Source organism: Mucilaginibacter sp. OK283 (assembly GCF_900110415.1).
Taxonomy (GTDB): domain Bacteria; phylum Bacteroidota; class Bacteroidia; order Sphingobacteriales; family Sphingobacteriaceae; genus Mucilaginibacter.
The window spans coordinates 449,109-468,259 of sequence record NZ_FODR01000002.1 but is presented as its reverse complement, the minus strand read 5'-3'; the positions used below and the strand labels follow the sequence as shown (position 1 = coordinate 468,259).

The 19,151-nt window shown below is 43.3% G+C and carries 17 protein-coding genes; 10 read left to right on the top strand and 7 right to left on the bottom strand.

What is annotated here, in order from left to right:
- Complete coding sequence (locus tag BMX56_RS06680; protein WP_090642801.1) at positions 1–309, top strand: 2Fe-2S iron-sulfur cluster-binding protein; 309 nt, start codon at positions 1–3, stop codon at positions 307–309.
- 73 nt (positions 310–382) lie between these two features.
- A complete protein-coding gene (locus BMX56_RS06675; protein ID WP_090642797.1) occupies positions 383–1,111 on the top strand; it encodes a hypothetical protein in 729 nt (242 codons plus the stop codon).
- 58 nt (positions 1,112–1,169) lie between these two features.
- Here BMX56_RS06675 and BMX56_RS06670 read toward each other — a convergent pair whose 3' ends face one another.
- Positions 1,170–2,573 carry a hypothetical protein gene (locus BMX56_RS06670; RefSeq protein WP_090642792.1) on the bottom strand — a complete coding sequence of 468 codons (1,404 nt, stop codon included), beginning with the start codon at positions 2,571–2,573 and terminating at the stop codon, positions 1,170–1,172.
- Positions 2,574–2,876: 303 nt separating this feature from the next.
- Here BMX56_RS06670 and BMX56_RS06665 point away from each other — a divergent pair, with 303 nt between their 5' ends.
- Positions 2,877–3,422 carry a hypothetical protein gene (locus BMX56_RS06665; RefSeq protein ID WP_143065382.1) on the top strand — a complete coding sequence of 182 codons (546 nt, stop codon included), beginning with the start codon at positions 2,877–2,879 and terminating at the stop codon, positions 3,420–3,422.
- A 5-nt stretch (positions 3,423–3,427) separates the two neighbouring features.
- On the opposite strand, the gene BMX56_RS06660 is transcribed toward BMX56_RS06665, so the two are convergent.
- Entirely contained in the window at positions 3,428–4,624 is a 1,197-nt protein-coding gene (locus BMX56_RS06660) for an MFS transporter (RefSeq protein WP_090642783.1), read from the bottom strand.
- Positions 4,625–5,255: 631 nt separating this feature from the next.
- Here BMX56_RS06660 and BMX56_RS06655 point away from each other — a divergent pair.
- The 3 genes from BMX56_RS06655 (at position 5,256) to BMX56_RS06645 (ending at position 6,807) form a co-directional block, all read left to right on the top strand.
- A complete protein-coding gene (locus BMX56_RS06655) occupies positions 5,256–5,477 on the top strand; it encodes a YdeI/OmpD-associated family protein (protein ID WP_143065381.1) in 222 nt (73 codons plus the stop codon).
- A gap of 185 nt (positions 5,478–5,662) precedes the next feature.
- Positions 5,663–5,998: a DUF6438 domain-containing protein gene (locus tag BMX56_RS06650; RefSeq protein WP_143065380.1), complete on the top strand. Its 336-nt coding sequence runs from the start codon at positions 5,663–5,665 to the stop codon at positions 5,996–5,998.
- Positions 5,999–6,003: 5 nt separating this feature from the next.
- Positions 6,004–6,807, top strand: a complete 804-nt coding sequence (locus BMX56_RS06645; RefSeq protein WP_090642771.1) for an MBL fold metallo-hydrolase — start codon at positions 6,004–6,006, stop codon at positions 6,805–6,807.
- A 15-nt stretch (positions 6,808–6,822) separates the two neighbouring features.
- On the opposite strand, the gene BMX56_RS06640 is transcribed toward BMX56_RS06645, so the two are convergent.
- On the bottom strand, positions 6,823–7,383 hold the full coding sequence (locus BMX56_RS06640; protein ID WP_090642767.1) for a GNAT family N-acetyltransferase: 561 nt from the start codon (positions 7,381–7,383) through the stop codon (positions 6,823–6,825).
- A 39-nt stretch (positions 7,384–7,422) separates the two neighbouring features.
- The gene (locus tag BMX56_RS06635; protein WP_090642764.1) at positions 7,423–7,863 is read right to left on the bottom strand and encodes an RrF2 family transcriptional regulator; all 441 of its coding nucleotides are present in this window, start codon (positions 7,861–7,863) and stop codon (positions 7,423–7,425) included.
- 135 nt (positions 7,864–7,998) lie between these two features.
- Between BMX56_RS06635 and hmpA the strand changes: the two genes are divergently transcribed.
- From hmpA to BMX56_RS06615, 4 genes are all read left to right on the top strand, one after another.
- Positions 7,999–9,210, top strand: coding sequence for an NO-inducible flavohemoprotein (gene hmpA, locus BMX56_RS06630; protein ID WP_090642760.1), 1,212 nt, complete (start codon positions 7,999–8,001; stop codon positions 9,208–9,210).
- Between the two features lie 642 nt (positions 9,211–9,852).
- Positions 9,853–10,755: an AraC family transcriptional regulator gene (locus BMX56_RS06625; protein ID WP_090642756.1), complete on the top strand. Its 903-nt coding sequence runs from the start codon at positions 9,853–9,855 to the stop codon at positions 10,753–10,755.
- Positions 10,756–10,865: 110 nt separating this feature from the next.
- Positions 10,866–12,665 (top strand): DUF885 family protein, encoded by a 1,800-nt coding sequence (locus BMX56_RS06620; protein ID WP_255369792.1) that lies wholly within the window; start codon positions 10,866–10,868, stop codon positions 12,663–12,665.
- Between the two features lie 65 nt (positions 12,666–12,730).
- Positions 12,731–15,022, top strand: coding sequence for a S9 family peptidase (locus BMX56_RS06615; protein WP_090642752.1), 2,292 nt, complete (start codon positions 12,731–12,733; stop codon positions 15,020–15,022).
- 337 nt (positions 15,023–15,359) lie between these two features.
- Here the strand turns inward: BMX56_RS06615 and BMX56_RS06610 are convergent, their stop codons facing one another.
- From BMX56_RS06610 to BMX56_RS06600, 3 genes are all read right to left on the bottom strand, one after another.
- Positions 15,360–17,222, bottom strand: a complete 1,863-nt coding sequence (locus tag BMX56_RS06610) for an LTA synthase family protein (protein ID WP_090642747.1) — start codon at positions 17,220–17,222, stop codon at positions 15,360–15,362.
- Positions 17,223–17,292: 70 nt separating this feature from the next.
- The gene (locus BMX56_RS06605; RefSeq protein WP_090642742.1) at positions 17,293–18,492 is read right to left on the bottom strand and encodes an aminotransferase class V-fold PLP-dependent enzyme; all 1,200 of its coding nucleotides are present in this window, start codon (positions 18,490–18,492) and stop codon (positions 17,293–17,295) included.
- A 138-nt stretch (positions 18,493–18,630) separates the two neighbouring features.
- On the bottom strand, positions 18,631–19,092 hold the full coding sequence (locus BMX56_RS06600; protein WP_090643970.1) for a GNAT family N-acetyltransferase: 462 nt from the start codon (positions 19,090–19,092) through the stop codon (positions 18,631–18,633).
- Between the last annotated feature and the right edge of the window lie 59 nt (positions 19,093–19,151).

Sequence of the window (19,151 nt, the reverse complement as noted above, 5' to 3'; positions counted from 1 at the left end):
ATGATCAACTTAATCATTGAAGACCGCCACGGCGACCGCCAGCCTGTTGAAATCCCCGAAGGCATCAACCTGAGCCTGATGGAGGTTTTAAAAGCATCCGAATACGATGTGCTGGCCACCTGCGGCGGCATGGCCCTTTGCGCCACCTGCCACGTACAGGTACTTGAAGGTCCCGAACAATATTTTCATGCCACAGATAATGAACTTGATATGTTGGATACCCTGCCCAACGCCGACGAACACAGCCGCCTGGCCTGCCAGATGCGGGTTACCGAAGAGATGGATGGACTGGTGGTGAGACTGATGTAGTGGCAAATAGTTGGCATCATGTAGTAAGACCGGAAAACGGCATTATCAATATATTTTAATACAAACCTTATCTATGGATATAATCAAGGTGATACAGGAAACCGCAACCTGGATAGAAAAAGTTAACAATAACTTTAACACCAACCTGTTCCGGACAGAGGAATTATCGCCGCATTACTTTTATCCTGAAAATTCGGATAGTGAAAAGTCTGCTGTTATTGACAAGATTATTTCAACACGATCAACCTTGTTAGTTGAATCCGGAGTGGAGTTAATTCCCGTTTCTGAGTTACATCACTATGGCCGGATTATGATATTCGACCCGGATTCAACAGTTGTTGATGGTGCACCCGAAGCCGAAAGCGCAGGATATGTTGATGGTGGCGATGCCCCGCCATGGGATACCTGGATGGCACTTGGATGGCAATTGAGCATGATACAGTTTTATGATTATGGGCACGATATCGGTCCTGGCTTTTTAATAGCCTGGGTTCCTAAATCACATTACTTTTATGCCAATGGTGCGCTGGAAGTTGCTTGTATGGATAACTTCGCATGGCCTTCAAACGAGTTTATACGTAGCAGATATGATTCAATAAAGGAATTATTTAGCAAGCCCGTGATTATAGAGCCGGATTCGGAGCCTTTTTATCCTGATAAAACAAGCAGAATACTTAATGTTGTGCAGGAAGAATTAGAGCACAACTCCAAATTGTATTATAGCGATATCAAGGCTCAATATAAGGTTAAGAAATCATTTTGGAGTAAGTTTGCTGTATGGAAAACAAGCCATGACAAATAAAAACCCGACCCAATTGCTATTGAATTGAGTCGGGTGTGCGTTACGTGCAAATCCTTTATTAATGCCAGAATCTGCTGTTGGTATTATGCCTTCTGAACCTGGCAACTGCCGCTGCTTTGGTTTGCAATAGTTTGCTTTGGGCTGATGGGTGAGCGGCCTGGTAAGCCAACACCGATTTAAATGCCATCACCATATCGTAATCCATAGCTACCTGCCCTTTATCAAAAGGTACATTGCCATAATTATCCTGGAACCATAAATTCCAATTTGGGCTGCCTGGAGTATAAACCTTTAAACTATCGGACGAAGGGAACGGACCAGGCAACAAGAACGAATTAAAGGAATCCTGTGCCGGGCTATGGCAACTCATACATGATGATAGTGCAAGGTTAGTATATTTTTTACCGCTATTAATATCAAATGCCACCTGCGCAACAGCACCGTCGTTAGGGCCACTTAACCGCCCGCCCCATCCTAATGTTTCTGTACTGTATGCCGGGGCTTTGGGGTTAATTACAGTTTCGGCCAGTTTAGGGTAAGGTGGGATAAGCGGACTATTTATCCCCGGGTCGTCGCCCCACATGGCACCCAAGGGCACCATTTTATCCCATCCAGATCCGGGGGCATCCATATCATACACAAATGTTGAATAAACCCAACCTGTTTTTGGAGATGTTTTACTATCCTTTACAATAATATCCATCTGAAAAAAGCTAACCTTCCTTACTTGATATCCTTTTTTTGGATTTTCTTTGGTTGGAATGGTATCATAAACACTAAAGGTTTGCGCATTTTTCATTACCGGCCATTGCGGATAGTTGACGTTGGAAAATGCAAACTTTACAATAACACTACCTTCCTTAAACTGTGCCGCATCATTTGCAAGGTTAACTTTTTGTCCGGTTTTGCCCCAAATTTGTCCTACGGTATAAGCCGCAACTGAATCATATAAAACAAGCGCATACCCGGCTTCATCCTCTTTGAGGGTTTTAAACATATTGGCCGGGTTACCGTTGCCTAAATAAGTACCCAAAATGGCCTCTCGTTGCGCGCCCACCCAGGGTTCATTAAACCAGCCATATTTTGCCGATGTCCAGTTTTTATTATCACTAAAAAAAGGCAATACATTGGGGGCAACGTAACTTTTTAACGAATCCATGTAGGCAATGGCATTTTTATCAGAAATTGGCTGCCCGTTTAATGCCTTTTGCCACGAAGGGTTAATAACCGGTTTAAATGTTGTTGGATAATCGTGACTCAGCTTAAAAAGCGAATCGCTGTATTGTTGTGGCGATGGCACCGAATCGCGGTGGTTCAAAAATGCATCGTTTTTCCCCGAAACTGCCAAATCGGCTTTTGTTTCGCCCTCTTGGGGTTTGTTGTTACCAGAACAACTGTATGCAATAAAAGCCACTATCAACAATATAAGCGAAGTAGCAGAAAGAGTGGATATTTTTTTCATAGGATTTAGGTATAATATTTATATAAAAAGGTTAATTGATTCGCGCATAAATAGCCGGTATGATAAAAAACTCAAGGTTACGAACTTATATTAAATATAGTATATAAGTAATTGGTATATAAATGTATAGTTAAATAAATAACTTCCAATACTTAAATCAAAAACACGTATTTATACGCATAAAATAGCCTGAAAACACCCTCATAAATACCCTTATTCCGCTTATTTTAAGCTTAGGGTTACTTTTAAACCGGTAAGCGTATTAACAGTGTAGTTATGATTATCCGAAAACCTCATCAAAACATGAAAAAGATAACAGGCTTTGCCATTACCGCGTTGTTGATGCTGGGGCATATAGCCTGCACACCTAATAAGGCGCAATTACCTGTATTAAAAGCCGGCGATTTAAGGGCATCGGTAATTGAAAGCATCAAAAATCCATTTTTGAAAACCGATACATTAATACTTGATGGGGATTGGGAGTTTTGCGGCAATAGCGACCCCGACAAGTTACCGGTTGTGTTTGGCTTGAAACTGGATAGCGATCAGTATAAAAAGGATTTATCGCGTCACTTATCTCTCCGGGTTACCAGTATGAATGATTTTAACAAGGCGATGGATACTGTGCTTAAATATCGCTTTAACAATAAATACCCCGAAAGTTTATGGGATACATGCCGGGTAAACAAAGTAGCGGCCAGCATTAGGGCCGAGCAGTTTACCCCCGAACAAGTAGCAGTATATGAAAGCTACGTTTATAATAACCAGGAGAAGAGCATAAAAAAGCTATTCGCTTTAAAAAATGGCAGGTGGACCTTCGCGATAATTGATACTACATCACCACATTAGCGATACTAAATTACAGCCTGCCGCCTATAATACAACCACACCGCCATCCCCAACCCTATAACCACCATAACCATACTAAACGGAAAAATATACATCAACCCGAACTGGCTGGCCACAAAGCCCACCAACGGGCCGGTTAAGCCTAACGACATATCGATAAACAGGCTATAGCCGCTAAGTGCCGCACCTTTATTAGATGCAGGAACCAGTTTAACCGCCTCGACACCAAGGGCCGGGAATACCAGCGAAAAACCAAGCCCCGTAATACCAGCACCTATTACAGCCAGGTATGGCACAGGGGCCAACCACAGCACCAGTAAACCAATCACTTCTACCGAAAGGCAAACAAGGCTGGTTTTCATACCGCCATATTTGTTGATGGCTTTTGAAAAAACCAAACGCCCCAAAATAAACATACCGCTAAAGGCCGACAGGCACAATACCGCGCCCTGCCATTTAAGGGCCATGTAATATAGTGTTATAAAGGTTGATATGGTACCAAACCCCAGGCCGCCAAGCCCCATAGCGATACCATATGGCGATACTTTTTTTAATACCTGTAAAAACCCCTGGCGGGGCGCTTTGCTGCTGCCTTGCAGCGCCGTTTTGTTTTTGGCATATAAAAAGCCGCCAAAGGCAAGCATTGCAATCAGCAAACTTATAGCACCTAAACCAAAGCTATTGCTAATAATTACCCCAAGCGGCGCACCAACGGCAATACCTCCATAGCTGGCTATGCCGTTAAATGATATTGCTTTAGCCGTATGTTCGTCGCTGGTGGCAAATATGGCCCAGTTTATGGGGCTCGATCCTACAAAGCCTTCGCCAATGCCGGTTACCAGGCGGGTAATTATCAGCATACCCAGGCTTATCAGCGGTATATCGCGCAGCAGCCAGGCAAAAAGCAGCATTATGCCGCTTGCAGTAAAAGCAGCCATGCCCATGGTAACCGCAGGCTTCGGCCCCCGCTTATCTACCATATTACCGGCAAACATGCGGCACAAAAAAGTAGTAATATACTGCAGGCTGATTACTATGCCTGCCACCACAGCGCTAAACCCTAATTTTTGATGAATAAAGACCGGAAGCACGGCCAGCGATAACCCGATGGAAACGTAGGCAATAAAAGTGAATGCTACAAAGCCTATAATAGTTAAGCTGACCTTTGATGATGTAGTATCCGCGCTAATTTCTGCCTCCATGCGTATTTGATATGGTTAACGGCGCAAATTTAAGGATATGAGGGCCATCAGGCTAATTTAGTTGGTGTGTTTTTTACACTTTACATTGATATAACATTTGCAGGGGGTAAGTAACAGTACTTGATCGTATTCACGCATCATTGCGAGTGCACCAGGTAAAACAACACGAATAGGGACTACGCCCCGGCCAATTTCGCAGCCACGGGTTTTAACCCGCGGTAAAGATTGAGAGCCGTATTCGATTCATATTGTCAACGCGTATACATCGTTTCAGCAAATTGAAAATACCTGGATTTAAACCAAAACATAGGCCGTGCCGATGGCACTCTTGTGGTTCATTGGACAATCATCCACGGGTTGAAACCCGTGGCTACAATATATGCCGGGCCGATGGCCCTTAGAAAGATAGAAGCTAATTGAAATCGAATAACCGATTCAAAGCATCATAGAACTATATTCATTAACGAAACCTGCCCCCGACTACACAACCAAAAACAAGTCGCTTTTAACCACCACTGGGTAATTTTACTATTTGAATTTTTTATTGGATGGAGCAAATTGCCGATTTGACGCTTCCGAAATTTGGGAAGGAAGAAAAATAAGGCCATATTTATACCTCATTAAAACCAAAATGTTAAAAAAAGGCGAACACATTGAAGGCACCCCTCCCGAGTTACAGGTACTGCTTGACCAGGAACCCGAGGCTATGGATTTTTTTGAAAGCCTGTCCAAATCATACAAGCAGGGCTATTGCGACTGGGTAGGCTCGGCAAAGCAGGAAGATACACGGAAAGTACGGGCAGATAAGGCAATGATCATGTTGCGGAATAAGCAAAAAACGCTGAAGACTTAAGACGCTACCATCTTTGACGAGTTGCCTGTTGAAAAAGCGTTAACATTCTTAAAAATAAATAAATGAGGTATTTGGTATTCCGGCTAAGGTGTTGCCTTTTGATTACTCTCTTTATAACTGCCTTCACATTTAGTTGCCAACAAAAGTCAGTCGAGGGCCGCTCCATCGTTAAAATCGAATCAAATTTGAGCAATTTCGGGGTGGAATCAGAGTGGTATCCGTCAATCCATTGCCTGATAAACCTGGCAAATAATTCAAGTAGTTGTAAAAAAATCTACGATAACCCTAAGTACAAAGATTCCACTTATTCGTTGAGTAAAAACGAAATGCAACAAATTGACAGGATACTCGAGCATACCGATTTAAAAAAATTAAAAAATAAATATTCCGTTAGCGCTCCAGATCAGCCCAAATCAACCATAACATTTTATACCAATACAGGCAAAATTGTAATTGAAGATTATGGATTACAGGGAGAATATCCTTTGCAGGATTTATATAAAATAATTTACAAGCTCTGACTAATATGCCACTTATACCCTACATCTGCACTACCTGCGGCGTACAATACCCTCCATCGGCTACGCCGCCATCGCGTTGCAAAATTTGCGAAGACGACCGTCAGTACGTAAACCCCAAAGGCCAAAGCTGGATTACGCTTGCCAGTTTAAATCAGCAATATAAAAACATAATTGAACAGGTTGCCCCTAACCTGTATGCCATTTATACCGGGCCTGCTTTTGGCATAGGCCAGCGTGCCCACCTGCTGATAACTCCAGGCGGTAATATTTTATGGGATTGCATCAGCAATATTGACCAGGAAACTATTGCCGAAGTGAATAAACTTGGTGGCATCAAAGCCATCGCCCTATCGCACCCGCACTATTTTACCACAATAGTGGAGTGGAGCAAAGCCTTTGGCAATGCACCTGTTTACATTAATGCACTGGATGAAGAGTGGCTTTGCCGGAGGGATGCACCATTACATTTATGGGAAAAGCAGGAAATTACCTTGTGGGACGACATTAAATTGATATGCAGCGGCGGTCATTTCCCAGGCGGCAGCGTTTTGTACAGCCCGCAAAATGATGGCTTATTATTAGTTGGCGATGTGATACAGGTAAGCCCCGACCTCAAATCGGTATCATTTATGTATAGCTATCCTAATCTTATCCCACTGTCCAAAAAGGATATTTTGCAAATACAGCAATCTGTCAGTCACCTTAAATATCAAGCTATGTATGGTGCCTTTGGTCGTTATATTTTAAAAGGCGCTATGGCGGTGATGGATTTTTCGGTAAGCAGATACCTGCGCATTTTTGAAGCGTAATGTTTTAAACCAGCCTTATTTCTCAAACCTATATTGCAGGTGCTCGTACATATCCCCCACAAAAAACCGCTCGTCCACCACCTTAAAACCCTTGCTGGTATACATAGATTTCGCCCCGGGATTACTTTTGCTAACCAACAGCCCGGTTGTAAAATATCCTTTATCAGCCGCGTGTTCAATAAGTGCCCCAATCAGTTTTTTGCCTATCCCCTTACCTTGGTGACCGGGCAACACGCTTAAGCAATCAATATAATATTCGCCGGGCTGGGTTTCGTCTTCCACAGATTGCTCAAATCCATAAGTCGCTTTAATGTATTTTAAAAACGGCTTTCTTAAAGTAGCCAGCTTAGCGCCATCATACCCAGTGATCATGCCGCAAATGCCGCTTTCATCTTCGTAAACTAAAGCATTCTCATAACTGTATTGATTGCCTGTTTTACCGGCGAACAACTCAAAAAGGGAACAGGCCTCGCTTTCATCTCTGCCGTTTACAAATTTTGGGGCAAGGTTGCCCATAGCCAGGATAATGAGCTTACTAAGCAAGATCGCGTCAATTGGTAATGCCTGGCGTATCATAAGCGGTTTGGTAAAATGTTAAATAGGCCGACTGGAGTTTTATTTCTTTAAGGACAATAAACCATCTATCAACTCTGTGTTAAACTCGCCTATGGTGGTAGTATTTAACAACACGAATATCCGGGTCCTGATATCTTTAAATTCATTGTGCAGTGGGCAGGGCTTAATTTCCGAACATTGCTTAAGCCCTAAACCGCAGCCATGAAACAAACTGTCGCCATCAACAGCCTCTACAATATCACTCAAGGGCCTTTTTAATGCGGCCGGTTCAATAAAAAAACCGCCATGCGGGCCTTTAGCCGAGCTAATAAGACCTTTTCTACTCAAATCCTGCAATATTTTGCCTAAATACAACTCGGGCGAATCAATTCCGGCAGCAATATCCTTGATGCCTACCCTGCTGCCGTCGGCCACCGTTTTATGAGCTATATAAAACACGGCCCTTATTGCATACTCACATGTTTTTGAAAAAATTGCCATTGTTAAAAACAAAGATAATAAATTAATAAAGGATATTTTTGTCTTTTATTAATTATAAACTTAGCTTTGCCCCGTTGAACTATTTATCAGTCTTAAACAATTCAATTTAGGATAAAAAGATATTAATATATTATTATGACAAACGATCAAAAAGCGCTCATCCTTGCCACAGTTCCGATCTTGAAAGAACATGGCGTACTACTAACTACTCATTTTTATACCAGGATGTTTAAACACAATCCCGAGTTAAAAAACATGTTTAACATGGGAAACCAGCAAACAGGTAAACAACAAACCGCCCTGGCCATGGCCGTACTTGCTTATGCAGAAAATATTGCCAATCCATCTGTACTGTTACCCGTGGTTGACAGGATTGGCCAAAAGCATATCAGTTTAGATATCCGGCCAGAGCATTATGCCATAGTGGGCAACCACCTGCTGGCATCTATCAGCGAGGTTTTAGGCGATGCTGCTACCCCCGAAATTTTAGAAGCCTGGAAAGTAGCTTATAACCAGTTAGCTGCATTAATGGGCGGCCATGAGGCAAATTTATACCAGGACCAGGTTTTAAAACCGAACGGTTGGACAGGCTGGCGCTTATTTAAAGTGGGCCGTAGAGAAATGGAATCAGCGGAAATATGTTCTTTTTACCTATACCCTGCCGATGGCGGAAAAGTTCCGCACCACAAACCGGGGCAGTACATCAGTATCAAGTTGTTTCTTCCGCAGCTAAATATAAGCCAGATACGCCAATACAGTATTTCAAGTGCACCAAATGATGATTATTACCGCATTTCGGTAAAACGGGAAGCAGGTGCAAACGTTGATGTTAATGGCATGATAAGCAATTTACTGCATGACGAAATTACTGAAGGCAAACAGGTGGAGCTTACCTCGCCGGCAGGCAATTTTACCCTGCCCGATAATTTAGATACGCCGGTAATGTTTATTAGTGGCGGTGTTGGCTTAACCCCCTTAATGAGCATGGTACAGCACTTAACCCAAAAAGGAACAAAACAGCCCATCACCTGGCTTCATGGCTGCCGTAACGAATCGGTACACGCTTTTAAAGACAATATCAATGAGCTGGCAATTAATAATTCAAATTTTAACCAGCATATTTTTTATGATGCACCATCGCCCGAAAACATAGCTGAAGATATTCATGACGGGTATTTGGATATAAACAGGATTGAAGATCTGCAGCACCATCCACAAACCCGTTATTATTTGTGCGGGCCATCGTTTTTTATCCAAAAACAGTTTAATGACCTGAGGGAATCAGGAATAAATGCCGACAAGATATTTTTTGAAGAATTTGGCCCGCAGCTATTACAGTTAAATTAAATTCCATCTCTTATATCGTAAAATCCCACCACAAAATTAAATTTGAGGTGGGGTTTATTATTTAAAGTTGCCTTAAAATCATTCCCACCGGAGGCCTCCAATGAGGAAATAGCCGCCAATAGCAATCAATTTATTTCTATCTCCATAACTTTACCCGGTTGTTAACTCTTTACAGTTGAACTATCTGCGGCAAGCAATATCCGCCGTAGTCCCTTACCTTGTAAAATTTGCGAAGATGGCCGTCGGCACCTAAACCCTAAAGGTCAGGGGGCCTACATGACTGATGAATAAACCATCAGCAAAAAAACGTTATTTAAAGGTGGCGGCCCCAGAGGTTGATTTGCCATTTTCACCAAATAAGTGGTAACAATTAATGAACATATTAATTGTACACAGCACAATTAACCTGCCCAATAATGGCGCAAATCTGTGACTTATAGTTATACCGAGTAATTTATTATTGTACAAATAACATTTAATCCTGTTCCCTGGGGTGGTTAAAAAATGGGCATCTGTCAGGATTTTAACCGCTCCATCTGCATGAAATTAACAGATGATAGCAGCATTTTACCCGTTTAGGGCCAATTGTTGGTTTTTAGAGTTAAGTAATTGTAAATTCAGGGAACATTAACAATCGTTCATATGAAAGTTTTACAATTTACTATCCCTGTACCCCATGATAAGAGTGTGATAGCAGAAAAAGTTTCTCTTCCATACCATTATCCTTATCTGCACCGTCATAAAGAAATACAGATTACCTGGATCCAGAAAGGAGAAGGAACCCTGATTGCCGGCAACAACATGCACGATTATTCATCGGGCGACATTTTTTTACTCGGCGCCAATTTACCGCATGTGTTTAAAAGCAACCCCGAATATTTTGTAAACGGGGGCGATAAGCAGATTGAGGCCATATCTATTTTTTTTAACCCCGAAGGAACCCTGGCCCCCCTATTTGATTTACCCGAGCTAAAATCGAGCAAGATGTTTTTGCAGCAGCACCAGCAGGGTTTTAAAATACCCCATAGCGCGTCTGACAAGGTATCGCAAACCATGATAGCTTTACGAAACGCCGGTGGCACAGATCAACTTGTTCAGTTTTTTAACCTGCTTAAGGTGTTGGTGAATATGAAAGCAAAGCTGGATCCTTTATCAACCTATGGCAACCTGCCGGGCATTACCGAGAATGAGGGGATCAGGATAGGTAATATTTACAATTTTATCATGCAGCATTACAGCGAACAGATAACCCTGGAGGATGTTGCCAAAGTAGCCTTTATGACACCCGAATCGTTTTGCCGGTATTTTAAAAAGCATACCGGGCATACTTTTATATCGTTTTTAAATGAGATAAGGGTGAACGAAGCCTGTAAAAAACTGATAGCCCACAAGTTTGAGAGTATTAATACCGTGGCTTACAAATGTGGTTTTAAAAGTATCACCAATTTTAACCGGGTATTTAAATTTGTAATAGGTAACTCGCCCCGCGGTTACCTCGATTCGTATAACAATAACCTGGTAAGCCTGAGCAGGGCGGCAAGTTAACATACCCCAGGCAGGGTCAATTAATGCGACAGTCTTAAAGCTTTAAGCCTTGCGCTTTTTGCTTTAATCTTTTATATAAAACAGCTAACTTACCATCTAAAAACTAAACTGTGTTTACCATCACAAAAACAACCACTACCTTTTTCGCTGTACTTTGTTTAACAACCTGCTCATTGGCGGGCAAGGCACAAACAGCTACCGCTAACAATGCCCTTTATGAGCAAACCAGCGAAATGGCGGGCACCATCATTCGTTACGGGCAGGATATTAATGCCATAAAAGATTTTTACTCGCCTTATTATGTTAACGAGCATAACGAGGATGAGTATAAAATGAATGTGCTTAATTCGCCCGAGCAGCGCAAAAGGCTGGTTGAGATTGATAACGATTACCTGAAGCAACTGCAACAGGCCGATTTTGAATCGATGAGCATTTATGGTAAAGTAGATTATATTTTGTTGAAGAAACGCATCAACTTTGACCTGGGCGACCTGAAAAAGGAAGAGGAACAATATAACCAGGTTGCCAAATACCTTTCATGTGCCGATGGCATTTACGCCCTGGAAAAAAAACGCCGCCACGGCGATTTTATGGACGGCGAAAAGGTAGCAACCGAATTGACCGCCATACTGAAACAATTAAAAGCCGATACTGCGGCATATCATAAACTGCCCAGCCTGGATATGCCACTGGCGCGCATTACCAAAGAGGCGCTGGCAGGCCTTAAAGGGCGCTTAAAAGATTTTTATAGCTTTTACAATACATACGATCCTGCCTTTACCTGGTGGGTGCCCGCACCTTATAAAGCCCTTGATGCTGCCCTTGGCAAGTACAGCGATATCGCATTAAGCAAAGGCAAAATAATAACAACCCAAAAACCTGATAGCAGCGGTATAAAGGGCGTGCCTATTGGCCGCGATGCCCTGATAAGCCAGCTACAGGCCGAAATGATCCCTTATACACCCGAAGAACTGATTCAGCTGGCCAATAAGGAATTTGCCTGGTGCGACAAGGAAATGTTAAAGGCATCGCAGGAAATGGGTTTCGGCAGCGATTGGAAAAAAGCGCTGGAAAAGGTAAAGAATAGCTACGTGCCGGTAGGCCATCAGCCAGAACTGATTGTGAAATTATATAACGATGCCATCAGCTTCATTAAAGAACGCGACCTGATCACGATACCGCCATTGGCCGAAGAAACCTGGGGCATGACAATGATGTCGCCCGAGCGGCAATTGGTTAACCCGTTCTTTTTAGGTGGTAAAGAGATCATGATATCGTACCCAACCAATAGTATGGAAGCGCAGGATAAACTGATGAGCATGCGCGGCAATAACCCTTATTTTTCAAGAGGCACAGTTCAGCATGAATTAATACCCGGCCATAACCTGCAATACTTTATTAACAGCCGGTACAAAGCCTATAGGCAGGATTTTGTGACGCCATTTGGGGTAGAGGGATGGTCGTTATACTGGGAATTATTATTGTATGATAAGGGCTTCGCCAAAACACCCGAAGAAAGGGTTGGGATGCTATTTTGGCGCATGCACCGCTGCGCAAGGATCATCTTTTCGCTCAATTATCACCTGGGCAAATGGACGCCACAGCAATGTATCGACTTTTTGATTGACCGTGTAGGGCACGAAAAAGCCAACGCCGCAGGTGAAGTGAGGCGCTCATTTGAAGGGGGGTACAGCCCGCTTTACCAGGTAGCCTACCTGCTGGGCGGCCTGCAAATTATGGAGCTTAAAAAAGAGATGGTTGATAGTGGTAAAATGACCTACAAGCAATTTCATGATACGTTTATGAAGCAGAATCTTATCCCTATTGAAATGATGCGGGCCACATTTATCAACCAGCCGTTAACCAGGGATTTTACCACCAGCTGGAAGTTTTACGATTTTAATAAATAACAAATGCAGCCCGGTTTTAGCGCCGGGCTGCATTAAAAACATTCATCAATTTTCATCTGTCTCCGATGCGATACACTCGTTTTTGTTTGTTGCTGGTTTTTTCAGCTAACTTTAGCTATGCCCAAAAGCCGGCGGTTACACCATATTTGCCAACCCATCAACAAATGCTGCAGGCCTATGCCAATGCCGACAGGCTGGATTCTGCCTGGAAAAAGATCCCGGTTGTAACCAACATCAGGCCCAACTGGCAGGCAAACGGCAAGCAATTTTGGTATGACAAGCGTGCCGGGGCCGATGCTACTGAATATTACTTTGTTAATGCCGAAAAGCAAACCAAACACCAGGCCTTTGATACCAAACAAATGGCCAATGCAGTGGCTGCCGCGTTAGGGAAACCTGTGCCCGCAAATAAACTGCGCATCACGGCTATGTTTTATGGCGCCGATGAAAAGCAGATTACTTTTAAAACCGGCAAAAACTGGCTTAAATGCGATTTAAGTAATTACCATTGCGAAAAAACTACCGATACCGTTTTTAAGGATTTCGACCCAACCGCCCCGCTGCAAAAACGCACCTATCGCTGGGAGGCTAATGTTACCGATTCGGTTTCGCCCGATAAGCAATGGACGGCTTTTACCAGGAACGGGAATTTGTATGCCAGGGCCTTAAAGGGCTCTGCCGAAATACAGTTTACAACTGACGGTACTAATGATAAGCCGTATGCCGAAATCACATGGTCGCCGGATAGTAAGCATTTAGTGGCTTACCTTACCGATCCTAAAAAAACAAAAAAGGTATACTATGTATTAAGTTCGGTACCCGGCACTACAAGGGGCCAGCTCGAATCGCATGAGTACGACCAGCCGGGCGATGAATTCACATCGTACCAACCCTTTATTTTTAATATAACCGATAAAAGCAAACTGGCCGTTGATGCCGAAAAGATTGATTTTTTTGGAGCGCCCATACTGCACTGGCGCGATGGAAACAGCCGTTATTACACTTACGAAAAAGTTGACAGGGGACACCAACGGTTCAGGGTTATCGAAGTGGATGTACAAACAGGAAAAACCCGCAATATCATCGACGAAAAAACGAATACTTTTATTTATGAGCAAAGGCTGTATACGCATTATATGCCCAAAACGCATGAGGTAATATGGATAACCGAAAAAGATGGCTGGCGACATATTTACCAGGTTGATGAGCTTACCGGCAAAGAAAAGCTAATTACCAAAGGCAATTGGGTGGTACGTGATATTGATAGCGTTGACGTAAATAAAAGGCAGCTATGGTTTACCGCCAGCGGCAAAAACGCGGGCGAAGACCCTTACTTTATTCACTATTACCGTATGGGCCTCGATGGTAAGAATATGGTTGACCTTACCCCGGAAAAAGGGAATCACCGGCTTACTTTCTCTCCCGATAGAAAATATTATATCGATACTTATTCGGAAGTAAATGTCGCGCCGCGTATGGTGCTCAAAAATACAGCTACGCTGAAAACTGTTATGGAACTGGAACATCCTGATATAGCGCCCTTATTAAATACCGGCATAAAACTGCCCGAAGTGTTTGTAGCAAAGGGGCGCGATGGGGTAACCGATATATGGGGCGTAGTTTATCGCCCTGCCAATATGGACTCCGCTAAAAGCTACCCGGTAATTGAAAATATTTACGCCGGGCCGCAGGATTCATTTGTGCCTAAAAACTTTGCCGCCGTTAACGAAATGCAAAGCATAGCCCAGCTTGGCTTTATTGTGGTACAAATTGATGGCATGGGCACTGCAAACCGCTCCAAAGCTTTTCATGATGTATGCTGGCATAACCTTGCTGATGCAGGTTTTGCCGACCGTATTTTATGGATGAAAGCGCTGGCGGCAAAATACCCGCAGGCTGATATCAGCAGGGTGGGCGTTTATGGCACATCAGCAGGTGGGCAAAATTCGGCCGGTGCGGTATTGTTTCATCCCGAGTTTTATAAAGCGGCGGTATCTGCCTGCGGCTGCCATGATAACCGCATAGATAAGCAGTGGTGGAACGAGCAATGGATGGGTTACCCTGTAGGCCCGCATTATGCCGAACAATCAAACATCACCAATGCTGCAAAACTACAGGGTAATTTAATGCTGATAGTGGGCGAGGCCGATACCAACGTACCTCCCGAGTCCACCTATCGTTTTGCTGATGCGCTGATAAAAAACAATAAGTTTTTTGATTTGCTTACCGTGCCGGGCATGGGACACGGCGATGGCGGTGTTTATGGCCGTCAAAAGAAGCGCGATTTCTTTGTTAAACATCTCTTAAACGCCGAGCCGCCCGCCCGGAATAGTGGCGAAACATTGAGTGTAAATTAACGCAAAGACCGGGTAGAAGAGACAGGCCAAACACATATATAAATTGGGTTAACATAACTTAACACATTTTTAATATTTCATTTGTAAATATTTGATAATTAATATTTTATAATTTTCATGATTAACACTAAACTGACGTTTGGCGCAATAAAACGCATCCACTTTTTGTGCCTGTTGACGGCCCAAACAGGTACCGGAGAGATTTAAATCTGTCAACCAGGATCAGGTAGTAAGCACCAGGTTTGGTCAGCGATTTAACATAACACCCTGAATTTTAAAAGGATTGCAGGTAGAAGCTTTTTAATCCTTACAATCTTTAAATAACTGCTGAACGTCACTACTTCAAATAATCCGAAAACACTTGTTGCATAAAAGCCTTGGCATAATCCAACGTTTTATCAGTATAAGTTTTTGGAGCGTTTTTGTTTTGGATATAGCTAACCGTTTGGCCTGCGTTATCGTAAGTAACAGCCTGGTTGGGCAGCATAAAGCCCATGCCGTTATCCCAGTCAAAAAATGCGAAATCCAGGCTATAGGGATTCAGTAAATCCTTCGACCATTTGAATTGCTGATGTGGCAGGTTCAGCTGTGCCAACAGGGTAGCTGCTATATCCGTTTGGTTGCCCAGCTTTTTTATCCTCAGGCCGCGGTATTCCGGTTTAACGGCGTCGCCAAAAAACAGTATGGGGATGTGGTATTTACGTGGTTCGTAAGGTTCCGATTTATCCAGCGGTAAGCGATGCCCATGATCGGCCACTAAAATGAACAGGGTGTTTTTGTACCAGCTTTGTTTTTTTGCAGCATCAAAGTATTGTTTCAGGCTGGCATCGGTATAGTAGGCCGTACTCCTGAATTTGTTGCCCATATCATCGCCGGGGAAATGTGGAGGAACAGGAAGCTCAAAGGGCTCGTGGTTGCTTAGCGTTTGAACGTAGCTAAAAAACGGCTTTTGTACTTTGTTCAGGTAGCTGATATTCCGCCTGAATAAAATATCGTCGTGTGCGCCCCATTTGGAGTTCATTTCTTTGGCTTCAAAATCTCTTTTATCTACCAGGTCGGTTATTTTGTGGCTTAACAGGTAGGCCTTAAAGTTCATGAACTCGCTTTCGCCGCCGTAAAAATAGGATGTTCGGTATCCCTGGTCGGCAAAAACAGTGGATAGCGCCGGCAGGCGTTCCTGCCTTTCGTTATCAATGATAATTGTGCGCGTGGCCTGCGACGGGAAAGCGCTCATAATGGCTACAATGCCTTTGTCGGTACGGTCGCTGGCCGCATATGCGCTATCAAACAAAACCCCTTGTTTTATAAAATCTTCAAAGTTGGGTGCATCGCCCTTTTCGCCGCCTAATGATTCAATTAAATCGGCAGTAAAACTTTCCAGTTGAAAAATAACCACGTTTGGGCGGTTGGTTGTCAGGATATGTAAAGTGCTGTCTTTTTTTACGGCGTACATACTATCAACCATCGCCGAAGCCTTTTCGGCAGGCATAAACACGTAAGGATTACCCGGCGATTCCAGGTTTTCTACTACGTTCTGGATCAGGTTCCATTCGGTGTTTAATGCCGATTGGTTAAGGATAGGCTTTGGCGAGAAATAGGCATTGCTTTGGGCTATAGGCGCTACCTGCAGGCCACCACGGATAATGAGCAGGTTTACACCCAGTAATAAAACCACGATAATGGGCTTTACAATCAGTGGTGCGTTGGGCTTTTTAAAATCAAAATCGATAATGTATTTCGACAGAAAAACACCGCAGGCTATTAACGCCACAAACAGCACAAAAGTTAAAAACAGCGGCGACGAACTGGATGCCGCAAAAGCCTCGGATGGCGCGTTAAAGAAAACATCAAATGCCCTGAAATTTACCTTGGTACCCCATTCGCGGAAAATATTGAGGTTAACAACCGTTACTATAGCGATGATAACTACAGCCAGGTAAACGTAAAACCTGAGCCATTTACTGCCGATGTGCCCTTTAGTAAACCAGTTAACACAAAACACAAGCAAGGGTATTGAGCTGATGTATGCCGCAACCGAGGCATCCATCAGGAAGCCGTACTGAAAGGTTTGAGCTATCTCCGAAAAACTGGCACCACTAAGTTTGTTGCGAAAATAGACTTCGAACACCACACGGGTAATGATGGCCAGTATGATCCAGAAAATAAAAAAGCGGCAAAAACTAAAGAAGCTTCTCAACATCGGTTTCAAAAATAACTATTTAAACCTGATGTTAAGAAGCCTTTAATGTACGGTAAACACAATATGGACTTTAGCTGACAAGCATGCTTTTTAGCTCGGTACAAAGTACCTGTATCTCCGCCTCTGTGTTATAATAGTGCACCGAAGCCCTTACATTGCTTTGCAGATGGTTTTTATCCATATAAATAAGGGTAGATATAGCTTTGCCAACAGATACATTAATGTTTTTTTCGGCCAGTTTATTTTTTACAAATGAGCTCTCCAATCCCTTTGCCGAAAAAGTTACTATACCACATTGCTGCGCGCCAAAATCATGAACAGTAATGCCATCAATCGCGGCCAGTTCACTGCGCAACAGGGTGGCTAAGTATTGTATACGCGCCCAAATCCTGTCTACGCCGATGTTTAAGGCATAGTCCACGGCTTTACCCAACCCGAGGGTAAGGGCACGGTTTTTCTCGTACAGCTCAAATCGGCGGGCATCGCTTCGTGGTTTAAAATCATGCAGGCTTACGGTTGGCGCACTGTAGCCATCCATAAACAAGAGCTTCAACGAGTCCTGGATTTTCTTACGCACAAACAGAAAGCCTGTACCTCTTGGTGCCCGCAGATATTTACGGCCGGTTACCGATAGCATATCGCAACCAATCTCCTTTACATCCAGCGGGATTTGTCCGGCACTTTGGCAGGCATCAACCAAATATAAAATGTTGTGCCGGCGGGCTATTTTCCCAATCTCCACAATCGGGATCATCCCGCCTGCAGTTGAAGGGATATGCGTCATGGCTATCAATTTGGTTTTTGGCGATATTGCCTGTTCAAAAACTTCCAGCGGAAAATTGCCCTGTGCGTCGTTCGGTATTATTTTAAGGCTTACACCCAGCGTTTTTTGAGCGTTCAAAAAGCCGATGATATTAGTTACATATTCCATTTCGCAGGTAATAATCTCGTCGCCGGGTTTAAAATCAATACCGTTAAAGGCGATGCCCCAGGCGGTGCTTGCATTTTCAACAATGGCAATTTCGTCAGCATCGGCGTTAATGAGTTTGGCAACCAGGCTATAGGTATTATTTAATTGCTCCCGGTATTTATCTTCAATTTCATAGCCGCCAAGGGTGGCTTCTTCACGTAGGTAGATAATTACAGTATCAACCACCACATCGGGGTTAAAAGAAGCCCCGGCATTATTGAAATGAATTTTTTGAGTTGTGCCGTTGGTTTCGGCACGTAGTTGCTGTATTTCCTGTTCGCTTATAGGGCTAACTTGCATCGTGTTTTAGTTTGGTGTGTAAAGTATGTTATCGCTGTACCCTCAGGGTCTCCTTGAAAAGGGACCCTGAGGGCGCCTGCTAAGTCCTGCGTGCTATTTCAGGGCCCGCTTCGAGAGACCCTGAGGGGCCTGTATTATTTATTCAAAATTTATCTCCATCATAATATCGGCGCGGCCATAAGTGCCTGGCGTAACCGGGATTTCTGTAAAGCCTAATTTGTGATAAATGTGAACAGCGTTTTTTAGTATGCGGCTCGAAAAAAGGATGAGTTTTTTAACACCCATTTCCCTGGCTTTATCAATACCAGCCTGGCATAAAAACTGACCGGCACCACCACCATGATAAGCCTTATCAACAGCCATTTTGGTAAGCTCATAAACACCATCCTCAATAAAGCGCAGTCCTACTGTACCAATAATAGTATCGCCTGCGGCTGCAAAATAAATTTTACCACCTTGTTTTAGCATAGCTTCGTCGGGGTTTTCTAAAACCCATTTGTCCAGTGCTTCAACCACAAAAAATTCTTCGAGCCATGCTTTGTTGAATTTTTCAAAGTACGACTGATACTTTGGCTGATAATCAATTAATTGAAGTTCCATTTTTAATAAAATTTTGATCATTACAAAGTAAAAGCATCTGCGTATAGCAAAACAGATTC